This window comes from Paraburkholderia youngii (genome assembly GCF_013366925.1).
GTDB lineage: Bacteria > Pseudomonadota > Gammaproteobacteria > Burkholderiales > Burkholderiaceae > Paraburkholderia > Paraburkholderia youngii.
The window spans coordinates 6,535,163-6,548,902 of sequence record NZ_JAALDK010000001.1 but is presented as its reverse complement, the minus strand read 5'-3'; the positions used below and the strand labels follow the sequence as shown (position 1 = coordinate 6,548,902).

Sequence of the window (13,740 nt, the reverse complement as noted above, 5' to 3'; positions counted from 1 at the left end):
AGTCTCTGTCCGTCCGCCGAGCCCCGGCGCGGCATCACGGCAGAACGCCAAGGCATCCCCCGGAGAAACCCGACGCATGGATTCGTCAGCCAACTCTTTGATCAACCCCGACGCCCGCATGGGGCTCGCCGGCGCGCAGCCCGCGGCCGCTCAGGCCGCGAGCGGCCAGGCCGGCGGCACGGCCGACCTCGGCGGCCTCGGCGGCCTCGGAGGTCTCGGCGGCAATTTCGGCCAGCGTCTGTCCGGACTCGCGCAGATGCGCGGCAACCCGCGCGCGCCGCTCGTGTTCGCGGTCGCGCTGCTGGTGGCGGTCGTCGCCGGTCTGTTCCTGTGGTCGCGCGCGCCTAGCTACAAAGTGCTCTACAGCAATCTGTCCGACCGCGACGGCGGCTCGATCATCACCGCGCTGCAGCAGGCCAATATCCCATACAAGCTGTCCGAAAGCGGCACCGCGATTCTCGTGCCCGCCGAGCAGGTTCATGAGACGCGCCTGCGCCTCGCCTCGCAGGGACTGCCGAAGAGCGGCTCGGTCGGCTTCGAGCTGATGGACAACCAGAAATTCGGCATCAGCCAGTTCGACGAACAGGTGAACTATCAGCGCGCGCTCGAAGGCGAACTCGAACGCACGATCGGATCGATCTCGAGCGTCAAATCGGCGCGTGTGCACCTCGCGATTCCGAAGCCGAGCGTATTCGTGCGCGACAAGGAACCGCCGTCGGCGTCGGTGCTCGTGAACCTGTACCCGGGCCGCGTGCTCGACGAAGGGCAGGTGGTCGCGATTACGCACATGGTGGCGTCGGCGGTGCCGCAAATGCCGGTGCGCGGCGTGACGATCCTCGACCAGGACGGCAACCTGCTCACGCAGCCAAGCAACGGCAGCGGCCTCGATGCAACCCAGCTGAAGTTCCGCCAGCAGATCGAACGCAACACGCAGCAGCGCATCGACACGATCCTCGCGCCGCTGTTCGGCGCCGGCAACGCGCGCTCGCAGGTCAGCGCCGACATCGACTTCTCGCACAGCGAGCAGACTTCGGAGAAGTACGGCCCGAACGCCAATCCGCAGGACGCCGCGATCCGCAGCCAGCAGACGAGCAGCGCCACCGAAATGTCGCAGGGGGGCGCCTCGGGGGTGCCGGGCGCGCTGTCGAATCAGCCGCCGCAGCCTGCCTCCGCGCCGATCGTGGCCGGCAACGGCGCGAGCTCGGTGAGCGCGACCCCGATCAGCGATCACAAGGATTCGACCACCAACTACGAGCTCGACAAGACCGTGCGTCACATCGACCAGCCGATGGGCGGCATCCGCAGGCTGACGGTCGCCGTGGTCGTCAACTATCTGCGGGTCGTCGATCCGAAGGGCCACGTGACGATGCAACCGGTCAGCGCCGACAAGCTCGCGCAGATCACGCAGCTCGTGAAGGACGCGATGGGCTACGACGCGTCGCGCGGCGACTCGGTCAACGTGGTCAACAGCGCGTTCACCACCGATCTCGATCCGAACGCCGACCTGCCGTGGTGGCGCACCCCGGACATGCTCGCGCTGTACAAGCAGATCGCGACGTACCTCGGCATCGGCGCGGTGGCCCTGTTCCTCTACTTCGTGATGGTGAAGCCGGCGCTGCGCCGCGCCTTCCCGCCGCCGCCCGAGCCGGTGCCCGCGCTGATGTCGCCAGACGAACCGGTGCTGCTCGACGGCATCCCGGCCGAGGAGCGCGATGGCGCGGTGGTCGAAATCGAAGCGGATAGCGAGAAGCTCGCACTCGAAAACGCGAAGCACAAGTACGAGCGGAACCTGGAGTTCGCGCGCAACATCGCGCGTCAGGATCCGAAGATCGTAGCAACCGTCGTCAAGAACTGGGTGTCCGATGAGCGCTGAAGGCGTAGTGAAGAGCGCGCTGCTGCTGATGTCGATCGGCGAGGAAGAGGCGGCGCAGGTGTTCAAGTTTCTGGGCCCGCGTGAGGTTCAGAAAATCGGCGTCGCCATGGCCGCGCTGAAAAACGTCACCCGCGAGCAGATCGACGAGGTGCTGCAGGAGTTCGTGCGCGAGGCCGAGCAGCACACCGGCATGTCGCTCGATTCGAGCGATTACATCCGCTCGGTGCTGACCAAGGCGCTCGGCGACGACAAGGCCGGCGCGATCATCGACCGGATCCTGCAGGGCAGCGACACGAGCGGCATCGAAGGCCTGAAGTGGATGGACTCGTCGGCGGTCGCGGAACTGATCAAGAACGAGCATCCGCAGATCATCGCGACGATCCTCGTGCATCTTGACCGCGACCAGGCCTCGGAGATCGTGTCGTGCTTCCCGGAGCGCCTGCGCAACGACGTGCTGCTGCGGATCGCGACCCTCGACGGCATCCAGCCGGCCGCGCTGCGCGAACTCGACGACGTGCTGACCGGCCTGCTGTCGGGCAGCGACAACCTGAAGCGCAGCCCGATGGGCGGCATCCGCACGGCGGCCGAGATTCTGAACTTCATGTCGAGCAACCACGAGGAAGGCGTGATCGAAAACGTGCGCCAGTACGACGCCGAGCTCGCGCAAAAGATCATCGACCAGATGTTCGTGTTCGAGAACCTGCTCGACCTCGAAGACCGTGCGATCCAGCTGCTGCTGAAGGAAGTCGAATCCGAGGCGCTGATCATCTCGCTGAAGGGCGCGCCGCCCGCGCTGCGTCAGAAGTTCCTGTCGAACATGTCGCAGCGCGCGGCCGAGTTGCTCGCCGAAGACCTCGACGCACGCGGCCCGGTGCGCGTGTCCGAAGTCGAGACGCAGCAGCGCCGCATCCTGCAGATCGTGCGCAACCTGGCCGAGAGCGGCCAGATCGCGATCGGCGGCAAGGCGGAAGACGCATATGTCTGATTCGAACGCCCCGGCAAAGGACGGCCTCTCGGCTTACCAGCGCTGGGAGATGGCGTCGTTCGACCCGGCCCCGCCGCCGCCCCCGCCGGCCGAACCCGAGTTCGACGAGCGCGCGTTCGAAGCCGAACTCGAGCGGCGCCGCGAAGCCGCGCATGCGCAGGGCGTCGCGTCCGGTCATGTGGCCGGCCAGGCGCTCGGCTATCAGGCGGGCTACGACCAGGGGCGCGCGCAGGGTTTCGCGCAGGGCCAGACCGAGGCGCGCGAGGAAGCGATGCGGCTCGCCGCGCTGGCCGAAACCTTCAAGACCGCGCTCGATGGCGCGCAGCACGCGATCTCCGAAACGCTGATCGCACTCGCGCTCGACATCGCGCAACAGGTCGTGCGCCAGCACGTGCAGCACGACCCGACCGCGCTGATCGCGGCCGCGCGCGAGGTGCTCGCGGCTGAGCCCGCGCTCTCCGGGGCGCCGGCGCTGATCGTGAGTCCCGCCGATCTGCCGGTCGTCGAGGCGTATCTGCTCGAAGAACTGCAAACGCGCGGCTGGACCGTGCGTACCGATGCATCGGTGGAGCGTGGCGGTTGCCGCGCGCAGGCCGGCACCGGCGAGGTCGACGCGGGCATCGACACGCGCTGGCAGCGCGTCGCCGCCGCTCTCGGCAAGGTGAGCACGTGGTGAAGCCGACACTCGACGAGATCCGCGCGAGCGATCTGACGCCGCTCGAACGCGAACTCGCGTTGGCGTCGTTCGGCGCCGAGGCGCTGGCCGATGTCGAGTCGTCCGGTTTTCCGGAGCCCCCGGATGCGGGATGGCACGCTCCCGCGAGTGAGCATCCGGCGGCAGGCGCGGCGGTGAGCCGCCCGTCCGCCGCGAAGGACCACGCCGCTCACGCGCCGCACGTACCGTCCTACGATCCCGCGCTCGACATCAATCCGCATATGCAGGCATGGCGCGGCCAGCTCGACGCGCTGCGCGCGCGCAACGCGATCGCGAAGCCGCTGCGCGCGTGCGGGCGTCTGACGCGCGCGGCCGGTCTGGTTCTCGAAGCGGTCGGGCTGCGCCTGTCGGTCGGCGCCGAAGTGATGATCGAGCTGCCGCCCGGCAGTTCGCTGCCGATGGCCGAAGCCGAAGTGGTCGGCTTCTCCGGCGACAAGCTGTTCCTGATGCCGACCACCGAAGTGATCGGCCTGTTGCCCGGCGCGCGCGTCTTTCCGCTCGAAAGCGCGCCGATCGCCGATCCGCTCGCCGGCGCGAAGCGTCTGCCGGTCGGCTGGGAATTGCTCGGCCGCGTGCTCGACGCATCGGGCCGTCCGCTCGACGGGCTCGGCCCGCTCGGCACGCAAACCGATGCGCCGCTGTCCGCGCCGGTCATCAATCCGCTCAATCGCGAGCCGATTCACAAGGTGCTCGACGTCGGCGTGCGCGCGATCAACTCGCTGCTGACCGTCGGCCGCGGTCAACGCATGGGGCTGTTCGCGGGTTCGGGCGTCGGTAAATCGGTGCTGCTCGGCACGATGGCGCGCTACACCAGCGCCGAGGTGATCGTGATCGGCCTGATCGGCGAACGCGGCCGCGAAGTGAAGGAGTTCATCGAACAGATTCTCGGCGAGGAAGGCCTGGCGCGCTCGGTCGTGATCGCCGCGCCGGCCGACGTGTCGCCGCTGCTGCGGATGCAGGCCGCCGCGTACTCGACCTCGCTCGCCGAATACTTCCGCGACCAGGGCAAGCACGTGCTGCTGCTGATGGATTCGCTGACCCGTTACGCGATGGCGCAGCGCGAGATCGCGCTGGCGATCGGCGAGCCGCCCGCCACCAAGGGCTACCCGCCGTCTGTGTTCGCGAAGCTGCCGGCGCTGGTCGAGCGCACCGGCAACGGCCCGGCGGGCGGCGGCTCGATCACCGCGTTCTACACGGTGCTCACCGAAGGCGACGACCAGCAGGACCCGATCGCCGACTCGGCGCGCGCGATTCTCGACGGCCACATCGTGCTGTCGCGCTCGCTCGCCGAAGCCGGCCACTACCCCGCGATCGATATCGAAGCGTCGATTAGCCGGGCAATGACCGCGTTGATCGACGATAACCATCTGAATAAAACGCGTATGTTCAAGCAGATGCTGTCGCGCTACCAGCGCAACCGCGATCTGATCAACGTCGGCGCCTATTCGGCCGGGCGCGACGCGCTGCTCGATCGCGCGATCGCGCTGTACCCGCGGATGGAAGCGTTCCTGCAGCAAGGCTTTCGCGAGTGCGCGAACTTCCAGCCGAGCATCGACATGCTCAACGCGCTGTTTGCTTAGGGCCGAGGAGGCTGAAGATGTCGAAACACTTTCCGATCAAGACGCTGATCGGTCTCGCGCAGGACGACGTGGATGCCGCCGCGCAGCGGCTCGGCCGCGCGCAGCGCGAGCGCAACGACGTAGAGGCGCAACTCGATGCACTCGTGCAGTACCGCAACGAATACTACGCACGCTTCACGGAGAGCGCGCAGTCAGGCATGCCCGCCGGCAACATGCGCAACTTCCAGGCGTTCCTCGACACGCTCGACGCCGCGATCGAGCAGCAGCGCAACCTGCTCGCGGCGGCGAGCGCGCGCGTCGAGATGGCAAAGCCCGACTGGCAGCGCCAGAAGCAGAAGCTCGGTTCGTACGAAGTGCTGCAGGCACGCGGCGAGGCGGCCGAGGCGAAGGTTGCGGCGCGGCGCGAACAGCGCGACGCCGACGAATTCGCGGCCCGAAGTCTGCGCATGCGAGCCGACGGCGCGTGAGGCCTTGCCTCACGGTTAATGCCTGATGGCACCCCCGTTTGACCGATTCACAGGATTCTTTATGTCGCTTCTTTCACAGATCGGCTCGCAACTGAGCACGCTGCTCGACGCGAGCAGCAATGGGTCGAGCAGCGCGGCCGCGAACGCCGCGAGCCCGACTCCGTTCGCGCAGACCTTGCAGCAGAGCATCGACCAGCAGAACACCGCGAATCAACAGCAGACCGGTTCAGCGAAGGCGTCGCAAGCCTCGGCACCGAGCGCGCCCAGTGCACCCGCACCAGCGCCGGCGCCCGCTCCGTCGCAGCAGAGCGCGAGCAGCGGCCAGAACGCCAGCGGCACGACGAGCAACGCGGCGAGCAGCAGCGCTTCATCGTCGTCCACGACGCCGACGACACCCACGCAGCAGGCATCGAACAGCCAGCCGACCACGACGCAAACCAGGCAGCAAGACACCAAGGCGCAGACCGACGCTGGCGCGCTCGCCGCCGCGGCGGCTGCCGTCCAGGCACAGGCGCAAGCGCAGGCCCAGGCCGTCGTCAATAACGCCGATGCGAACGCGACCACCGCTACCGCTACCGCTACCGATGCCGCAAGCTCCGCGGCCGACGCGGTGAGCGCGCTGGCCGGCACCGCCACGAGCGCGCTCACGGCCGCCGCGGCGAGCACGAAAGGCGCGGTCGATCCGAAGTCGCTGCAGGATGCATTGCAGAGTGCGTTGTCCGCGCTATCGAGCGGCCAGGGCGCGGTGCCTGCGGCCGCGCTCGCCAGCGGCGCGGCTGCGAAAGCCGCGAGCGTATCGAGCGCGGTGCGCGGCCTTAGCAACACGAAAAATGACCTGAACGGCACCTCGGACGACAAGACGGTCGGCACCGGCACCGGCAAGGGCACCTCGACCATCCACACGACGCCGACGACCGCAATGGCCGCCGCGACCGCGCTGGCCGATCCATCGACAGCGAAGTCGGCCGCCGACGCAATGAGCGCCGCGGCCGCGACGAGCGGCCAGGCTGACAACGTTGCATTGGCGCGCAGCGCGTCCGAGGCGGCGAACAGCGCGCTGGCCGCGGCGCAGGCGGCAGCGAACGCTGCGAGCACGACGGCGGCGGTGCAGAGCACCGGCAACGCGAGTGCTGCCGCCGCCGCGAACGCGTTGACGCCGCAGGTCGGCACGAGCGCGTGGGAAGAAGCGTTGAGCCAGAAGGTGGTGTTCTTGTCGAATGCGCATTCGCAGAGTGCTGAACTGACGCTCAATCCGAAGGATCTGGGGCCGTTGCAGGTCGTGTTGCAGGTGGCGGATAACCATGCGCATGCGCTGTTCGTGTCGCAGCACCAGTCGGTGCGAGAGGCGGTCGAGGCGGCGTTGCCGAAGCTTCGCGAGGCGATGGAGTCCAATGGGATTGGGCTTGGCAGCGCGAGTGTGAGTGATGGGTTTGCCCGGCAGAGCGGGCAACAGCAGAATGCTGACGCGGGTGGGTCTGGTGGAAAGGGGGGCGGTGGTCGTAATGGCGGCGCCCTCGCCGGGGACAGCTCGGTGGACTCCAGCGATGCCATCGGGAGTGGTGCCGTGCGGCAGCAGGTTGGATTAGTCGATACGTTTGCCTGAGCCAGGCGGGCTTCTTTTTCGTTGTTCTGGCTGTCTTGGCCTTTCCTTGTTGTCTTGTCGGTCTATTAGCGTTGCCCCTGTGCGGGGCGGCACCTACTTTCTTTGCTGCTGCAAAGAAAGTAGGCAAAGAAGACAGCTCAAACCGCCAGCTCATAAGCGGGTCCCCTGGCTTGGCAGGGGTAGTGGTGCATCTGGAATCCGTGCCCCCGCACATTCCCCGGCAGTGACAAAGCCATCATCCATCCCACTCCGCACTACGTGCGTCGCGGACGGGTCTGCCCGGGAAACCAGCGGGCTTGCCCGCGCAGCGGGAGCCCTCGGCTCCGCCTCGGCGACACGCCGAAATGACCAGTGGTTTTAGAACGGGGATTCGGCGCGCGGAGCGCCGCCGGAGGAATGACTGCCGTGTCACGAACGCGGAATGTGCGGGAGCACGGATTCCAGATGCACCACTACCTCACGCGGACCGAGGGCCCCGCTTAAGAGTTAGCGGTTTGAGCTGTCTTCTTTGCCTACTTTCTTTGCAGCAGCAAAGAAAGTAGGTGCCGCCCCGCACAGGGGCAACGCTAATAGACCGATAAGAAAGCAAGGAAAGGCCAACACCGCCAAGAATAAAGACCAGAAAAACAAACAAAAACTGGAAACACCCAGAAATAGCCAGAAATAGCCCTTCTTTTCGACCCATAGCGCCGCAGACAAATCAACAACAATCACCCTAACCCTTACTACGCCAGCACCAGGCTGGCAACCCAAATGGCAACTACGACCGCCCCGCAACAAGCCGCGCCCGCCTCGCCGGGCCCCATGAAGCGCATCATCCTGATCGGCCTCATTGCGCTGATCGCCGCGGGCGCTGCCGGTGCCGGCGTGTGGTTCTTCATGTCGAAGCGCGCACCCGTCGCCGTATCGGCCGAAGCCGCGCCGGCGCAGTCCGCCGTGCCGCTGTTCTTCCCGCTCGAATCGATGACCGTCAACCTGCAATCGGACGACGGCCAGCAACACTTCCTGCGCATCGGCCTCACACTGAAGCTCGGCGACGCCGGCACCCAGCAGGCGCTCACCGATCACATGCCGGAAGTGCGCAGCCGCATCCTGCTCGCGCTGTCGAACAAGCACCCCGAAGAACTCGCGCCGCTCGAAGGCAAGCGCGCGCTCGCCGAAGAGCTGAAGACGCTGATCACCGAGCCGACCGAGCGGGGCGCCGCACCGATCCGCGTGCAGGACGTGCTGTTCACCGAGTTCGTCGTGCAGTGACGTGACCTTGTCTAGCACTGCCATCATCAATCGCCAAGGGACGCACGAGGAATAAGCAATGAGCCATGAAGAGTTCATGTCCCAGGAGGAGGTCGATGCCCTTCTGAAGGGCGTCACCGGCGAATCCGACACGGAATCCGAGCAAAACGACCGCACGGGCGTACGCCCGTACAACATCGCGACGCAGGAACGCATCGTCCGTGGCCGGATGCCGGGCCTCGAAATCATCAACGACCGCTTCGCGCGCCTGTTGCGCGTCGGCATTTTCAACTTCATGCGGCGCTCGGCGGAAATCTCCGTCGGCCCGGTGAAGGTGCAGAAGTACAGCGAATTCACGCGCAACCTGCCGATCCCGACCAATCTGAACCTGGTCCACGTGAAGCCGCTGCGCGGCACGTCGCTGTTCGTGTTCGATCCGAACCTCGTGTTCTTCGTGGTCGATAACCTGTTCGGCGGCGACGGGCGTTTCCATACGCGCGTCGAAGGACGCGATTTCACGCAGACCGAGCAGCGCATCATCACGAAGCTGCTCAATCTGACGTTCGAGCACTACACCGCGTCGTGGAAGAGCGTGCGCCCGCTGCAGTTCGAATACGTGCGCTCGGAAATGCACACGCAGTTCGCCAACGTCGCGACGCCGAACGAAATCGTCATCGTCACCCAGTTTTCGATCGAGTTCGGCTCGACGGGCGGCACGCTGCACATCTGCATGCCGTACTCGATGATCGAGCCGATCCGCGACGTGCTCTCGTCGCCGATCCAGGGCGAAGCGATGGACGTCGATCGGCGCTGGGTGCGCGTGCTGTCGCAGCAGGTGCAGGCTGCCGAAGTGCAACTGACCGCCGACCTCGCGCAGGTGCCGGTCACGTTCGAACAGATCCTGAACATGCGCAAAGGCGATGTTCTGCCGATCAACATCCCCGAGCACATCACCGCGAAAGTCGACGGCGTGCCGGTGATGGAATGCGGCTACGGAATTTTCAATGGTCAGTACGCGTTGCGGGTCCAGAAGATGATCAGCGCAGCCGACACGATGAAGGAAGGTGGATATGAGTGACCTGAACGCAAAGCCCGAGAGCGATCTCGAGGCAGCCGAGCAACTCGCCGCCGGCGCGCTGTCCGCCGCGGAAGACGACGCGGCGATGGACGACTGGGCGAGCGCGCTCGCCGAGCAGAACGGCAACGCCGAGGTCAACCCGGCCGCGGCCGGTGTGTTCCAGCCGCTGTCGAAGGTCGAGCCGACCGCGACGCACAACGATATCGACATGATCCTGGACATCCCCGTCCAGATGACGGTCGAGCTCGGCCGCACCAAGATCGCGATCCGCAATCTGCTGCAGCTCGCGCAGGGCTCGGTCGTCGAACTCGACGGCATGGCCGGTGAGCCGATGGACGTGCTCGTCAACGGCTGTTTGATCGCGCAGGGCGAAGTGGTGGTCGTCAACGACAAGTTCGGTATCCGGCTGACCGACATCATCACGCCGTCCGAACGCATCCGGAAACTCAATCGATGAAACGTTTGGCAGGTCGCGGCGTGTTGCTCGCGCCGCTCATCGCGTCCAGCGTCGCTCACGCCGCCGACATGAACGCGGTCAACAACGCCGCGAAGATCGCCTCGGGGGTCGGCGCGGGTAGCGCGGTGCCGGCGCTCGGCGTGGGCGCGGTGCTGCAAACCTTCGTCGGGCTCGCGGTCGTGATCGGCCTCGTGTTCGGCTGCGCATGGCTCGCGCGACGCTTCGGCCTGCAACCGGGCCAGCGCGGCGGCCTCGTGAAGACCGTGGGCGGCGCTTCGCTCGGCGGCAAGGAGCGCGTCGCGGTCGTCGAGATCGGCGATACGTGGCTCGTGCTCGGCGCTGCGCCCGGCAACGTGCGGCTGCTGCATACGATGCCGGCGGGTTCCGTCGCGGCCGATACGGTTGCCGCTTCGCCCGCACCGCTTTCCGGCACCTTTGGTCAACGCTTTCGCGACGCCATGAAGGGCGAAGTGGGCAAACGTTTCAACGCACACCGCGGCGGGGATCGGTAATGCAGGTCAGTTTCAGGCAGTCAGATTGGTTCTTCACGCTATCGCGCCGTGCGGCGCGCTCGCTCCCCGCAGTGCTTCGACTCGCGCTGCCGGCACTGCTGGTCGCGCTGCCGACGCTGTCGTTCGCGCAAACCGCCGGCCTGCCGGCCTTCACGACGAGCCCCGGCCCGAACGGCGGCACGACCTACTCGCTGAGCGTGCAGACGATGCTGCTGCTCACGATGCTGTCGTTCCTGCCCGCGATGGTGCTGATGATGACGAGTTTCACGCGCATCGTGATCGTGTTGTCGCTGCTGCGCCAGGCGCTTGGCACGACCACGACGCCGCCGAACCAGGTGCTCGTCGGTCTTGCGCTGTTTCTGACGTTTTTCGTGATGTCGCCGGTGCTCGATAAGGCCTATAACGAAGCCTACAAGCCGTTTTCCGAAGGCACGCTGCCGATGGACCAGGCGGTGTCGCGCGGCGTCGCGCCGTTCAAGACCTTCATGCTGCGTCAGACCCGCGAAAGCGACCTGGCACTGTTCGCGCGCATCTCGCACGCGGCGCCGATGCAGGGGCCTGAAGACGTGCCGCTGTCGCTGCTGGTGCCGTCGTTCGTGACGAGCGAGTTGAAAACCGGCTTCACGATCGGCTTCACGATCTTCATTCCGTTCCTGATCATCGACATGGTGGTCGCGAGCGTGCTGATGTCGATGGGTATGATGATGGTATCGCCGGCGACGATTTCGCTGCCGTTCAAGCTGATGCTGTTCGTGCTCGTCGACGGCTGGCAGTTGCTGCTCGGCTCGCTCGCGCAGAGCTTCGTCTGATTATTTTCGACTCCTCGTTCTTCAGGTACTCACGATGACACCCGAAGCAGTCATGACGCTGGCCCACCAGGCCATGTATGTCGGCCTCATGATGGCCGCCCCGCTGCTGCTCGTCGCGCTCGTCGTCGGTCTGGTCGTGAGCCTGTTCCAGGCGGCCACGCAGATCAACGAGAGCACCTTGTCGTTCATCCCGAAGCTGCTCGCGATCGCGGCCACGCTGGTGATCGCCGGGCCGTGGATGCTGACCACGATGCTCGACTATCTGCGCCACACGCTCACCAGCATTCCGACGCTCGTCAACTGAGCGCTGCTCGCACGTCCGCCCTCCCCGCTCCATGTTCACGGTCACCTATGCGCAACTGAACGTCTGGCTGACCGCGTTCCTGTGGCCGTTCGCGCGCATCGCCGCGCTGATCGCGACCGCGCCGGTGTTCGGCAATTCGTCGCTGCCCTCGCGCGTGAAGATCGGCCTCGCAGCGTTCACGACGATCATCGTCGCGCCGACGATCGGCGCGCTGCCGCAGGTCACCGTGTTTTCGGCGGATGGCGTGTGGATTCTCGCCAACCAGTTGCTGATCGGCATCGCGCTCGGCGTGACGATGCAGATCGTGTTCCAGGCGATCGACGCGACCGGCTATTTCATCGGCCTCGGCATGGGTCTCGGCTTCGCGACCTTCTTCGACCAGCAGGCGACCGGCTCGGGCGTCGTGATCTCGCGCTATATGACGACGATCGCGACGCTGGCGTTTCTCGCCGTCGATGGTCATCTGCAGATGATCGCCACGCTCGTCACGACGTTCCAGGCGGTGCCGGTGTCGGCCAACCTGCTCGCGCCGCACGGCTGGCAGACGCTCGCGAACTGGGGCAGCTCGATCTTTTCGGCGGGGCTGCTGCTGTCGTTGCCGGTCGTCGTCGCGCTGCTGATCGCCAATCTGGCGCTCGGCATTCTCAATCGCGCGGCGCCGCAGATCGGCGTATTCCAGATCGGCTTTCCGCTGACGATGCTGGTCGGCCTGCTGCTCGTGCAACTGATGCTGCCGAACATGATCCCGTTCTTCGTGCGGCTGTTCGATAGCGGCATCGATCAGATGGGGCGGATCGCAGCGGCGCTGAAGTAGCGCCGCGGCAATCCCGAAAGCGCGGACGGAAAAAAACCGGCTCTCGCCGGTTTTTTCATTGCCGCGCCGAAGCGGCATCAGTTGCCGATGTACTCGAACAGCGACATGCCCTGGATCTTCACGAACGCCTGCTGCGACGCCTGCAGTGCCGCCTGCTGCATCGTGTACTGGCTGATCGTCTTGACCAGGTCGGTCGAGGTCAGGTTCGCGAGTTCACTGGACGTTTGCGTGCTGTTGGTCTGAGTGACCGTTTGCAACGCCTGCACTTCCTGCTCGCGCCCGCCCACCGAAGCCTGCACCGCGGTGATGTTGTTCAGCGTGTTGCCGAGCTGCGACAGGCCCGTGTTCAACGCGTTCTGCAGCGATGCCGCGGCCGTGGGATTGCCGCTGACCGGCTGCTGAAGCGCCGCGATCATTGCATTCAGGTTCGCGAACACGTTGGTGCCCGCCTGACTGGCCGGCTGCACCGTGAATTTGTCGTTGGCGGCCGGCGTGCCGGTGATTTCGACGCTCTGCCCGGCGATGGTGATGCCCGTGCCCGCCGCGTAGGGCTGTGCCGTACCCGCGATGCCGGTGGTCGTGTCGGTGACCGTGTAGGTCATCGAGCTGCCGCTGCCGCTGAACTGGATCTGGTACGAGTCCGCATTCAAGGCGTTGGTCGGATCGTTGACCGTCACTGCGCCGATCACGCCGGAGCCGGTATTGCCCGAGACGGCCGAGGCGATCGGCTGCGGGTTGATCGCGCCGACGCTCATGAATACCGACAGCCCGTTGTCGCCGGTCGCGACTGCATTGCTATCGGTGAGCTGCACCGTACGCGAGCCGGTGTCGCCCGTGTAAGTGACAGTGCCGGCCGGGTCGGTCGTGAAGGCATGGGTCGAATTCTGGAAGCCGGCGAACAACGCATTGCCGGCGCCGTCGGTCGCATTCGCGTAGGTGACGAGCTGGTCGCGCAAAGTCGTCAGCTGCGCGGCGATCGCGGTGCGGTCGGCATCGTTCAAACCGCCGTCGCCGGCGCGCAGACCTAGCGTGTGCGCGCTTTGCAGCGTCGTCATGACGTTGGTGAGCGTCGAGTCCTCCGCCTGCAACGACGCGAGCGCCGTGCCCTGGTTCGTCGTGTACTGCGACAGCGCCGACGCCGTCGAGCTGAGCTGCACGGCCTGCGCGGCGCCGAGCGGGTTGTCGGCGGGCGTGGTCAGGCTCTGGCCGCTCGAGATTTCCTGGTAGATCTGCGACAGCTGAGCCTGCTGATTGCTCATGTTCGCGACGTTCATGCTGAAGTACTGCTGGGACGAAATTCGCATGGTTCA

Annotated in this window: 15 protein-coding genes; 13 read left to right on the top strand and 2 right to left on the bottom strand. The window is 66.0% G+C overall.

Annotated features, from left to right (window positions below):
• Positions 1 to 76 precede the first annotated feature (76 nt).
• The 6 genes from fliF (at position 77) to G5S42_RS29805 (ending at position 7,223) form a co-directional block, all read left to right on the top strand.
• Positions 77 to 1,873: a flagellar basal-body MS-ring/collar protein FliF gene (fliF, locus tag G5S42_RS29830; protein WP_176110006.1), complete on the top strand. Its 1,797-nt coding sequence runs from the start codon at positions 77 to 79 to the stop codon at positions 1,871 to 1,873.
• Positions 1,863 to 2,858 (top strand): flagellar motor switch protein FliG, encoded by a 996-nt coding sequence (gene fliG, locus G5S42_RS29825; RefSeq protein WP_176110005.1) that lies wholly within the window; start codon positions 1,863 to 1,865, stop codon positions 2,856 to 2,858. Before fliF ends, fliG begins: the two co-directional genes overlap by 11 nt.
• Positions 2,851 to 3,534, top strand: a complete 684-nt coding sequence (gene fliH / locus G5S42_RS29820) for a flagellar assembly protein FliH (protein WP_176110004.1) — start codon at positions 2,851 to 2,853, stop codon at positions 3,532 to 3,534. Before fliG ends, fliH begins: the two co-directional genes overlap by 8 nt.
• The gene (gene fliI, locus G5S42_RS29815; RefSeq protein WP_176110003.1) at positions 3,528 to 5,153 is read left to right on the top strand and encodes a flagellar protein export ATPase FliI; all 1,626 of its coding nucleotides are present in this window, start codon (positions 3,528 to 3,530) and stop codon (positions 5,151 to 5,153) included. The genes fliH and fliI overlap by 7 nt, the downstream gene beginning before the upstream one ends.
• Before the next feature lie 17 nt (positions 5,154 to 5,170).
• On the top strand, positions 5,171 to 5,620 hold the full coding sequence (fliJ, locus tag G5S42_RS29810) for a flagellar export protein FliJ (RefSeq protein ID WP_176110002.1): 450 nt from the start codon (positions 5,171 to 5,173) through the stop codon (positions 5,618 to 5,620).
• A gap of 61 nt (positions 5,621 to 5,681) precedes the next feature.
• Positions 5,682 to 7,223 (top strand): flagellar hook-length control protein FliK, encoded by a 1,542-nt coding sequence (locus G5S42_RS29805; RefSeq protein ID WP_176110001.1) that lies wholly within the window; start codon positions 5,682 to 5,684, stop codon positions 7,221 to 7,223.
• Between the two features lie 486 nt (positions 7,224 to 7,709).
• Here G5S42_RS29805 and G5S42_RS29800 read toward each other — a convergent pair whose 3' ends face one another.
• Positions 7,710 to 7,937: a hypothetical protein gene (locus G5S42_RS29800; RefSeq protein ID WP_176110000.1), complete on the bottom strand. Its 228-nt coding sequence runs from the start codon at positions 7,935 to 7,937 to the stop codon at positions 7,710 to 7,712.
• A 39-nt stretch (positions 7,938 to 7,976) separates the two neighbouring features.
• On the opposite strand from G5S42_RS29800, the gene fliL reads away from it, so the two are divergent.
• From fliL to fliR, 7 genes are read left to right on the top strand one after another with little or no spacing between them, the layout of a single operon-like run.
• Entirely contained in the window at positions 7,977 to 8,477 is a 501-nt protein-coding gene (gene fliL, locus G5S42_RS29795) for a flagellar basal body-associated protein FliL (protein ID WP_176109999.1), read from the top strand.
• A gap of 58 nt (positions 8,478 to 8,535) precedes the next feature.
• Positions 8,536 to 9,534, top strand: a complete 999-nt coding sequence (fliM, locus tag G5S42_RS29790; RefSeq protein WP_013090865.1) for a flagellar motor switch protein FliM — start codon at positions 8,536 to 8,538, stop codon at positions 9,532 to 9,534.
• Positions 9,527 to 9,991, top strand: a complete 465-nt coding sequence (gene fliN, locus G5S42_RS29785) for a flagellar motor switch protein FliN (protein ID WP_013090866.1) — start codon at positions 9,527 to 9,529, stop codon at positions 9,989 to 9,991. The genes fliM and fliN overlap by 8 nt, the downstream gene beginning before the upstream one ends.
• Positions 9,988 to 10,503 (top strand): flagellar biosynthetic protein FliO, encoded by a 516-nt coding sequence (gene fliO, locus G5S42_RS29780; RefSeq protein WP_176109998.1) that lies wholly within the window; start codon positions 9,988 to 9,990, stop codon positions 10,501 to 10,503. Before fliN ends, fliO begins: the two co-directional genes overlap by 4 nt.
• The gene (gene fliP / locus G5S42_RS29775; RefSeq protein ID WP_176109997.1) at positions 10,503 to 11,312 is read left to right on the top strand and encodes a flagellar type III secretion system pore protein FliP; all 810 of its coding nucleotides are present in this window, start codon (positions 10,503 to 10,505) and stop codon (positions 11,310 to 11,312) included. Before fliO ends, fliP begins: the two co-directional genes overlap by 1 nt.
• Before the next feature lie 34 nt (positions 11,313 to 11,346).
• Positions 11,347 to 11,616, top strand: coding sequence for a flagellar biosynthesis protein FliQ (fliQ, locus tag G5S42_RS29770; RefSeq protein WP_176109996.1), 270 nt, complete (start codon positions 11,347 to 11,349; stop codon positions 11,614 to 11,616).
• A 31-nt stretch (positions 11,617 to 11,647) separates the two neighbouring features.
• Positions 11,648 to 12,430 carry a flagellar biosynthetic protein FliR gene (fliR, locus tag G5S42_RS29765; RefSeq protein ID WP_176109995.1) on the top strand — a complete coding sequence of 261 codons (783 nt, stop codon included), beginning with the start codon at positions 11,648 to 11,650 and terminating at the stop codon, positions 12,428 to 12,430.
• Between the two features lie 77 nt (positions 12,431 to 12,507).
• On the opposite strand, the gene flgL is transcribed toward fliR, so the two are convergent.
• Positions 12,508 to 13,734: a flagellar hook-associated protein FlgL gene (gene flgL, locus G5S42_RS29760; protein WP_176109994.1), complete on the bottom strand. Its 1,227-nt coding sequence runs from the start codon at positions 13,732 to 13,734 to the stop codon at positions 12,508 to 12,510.
• Between the last annotated feature and the right edge of the window lie 6 nt (positions 13,735 to 13,740).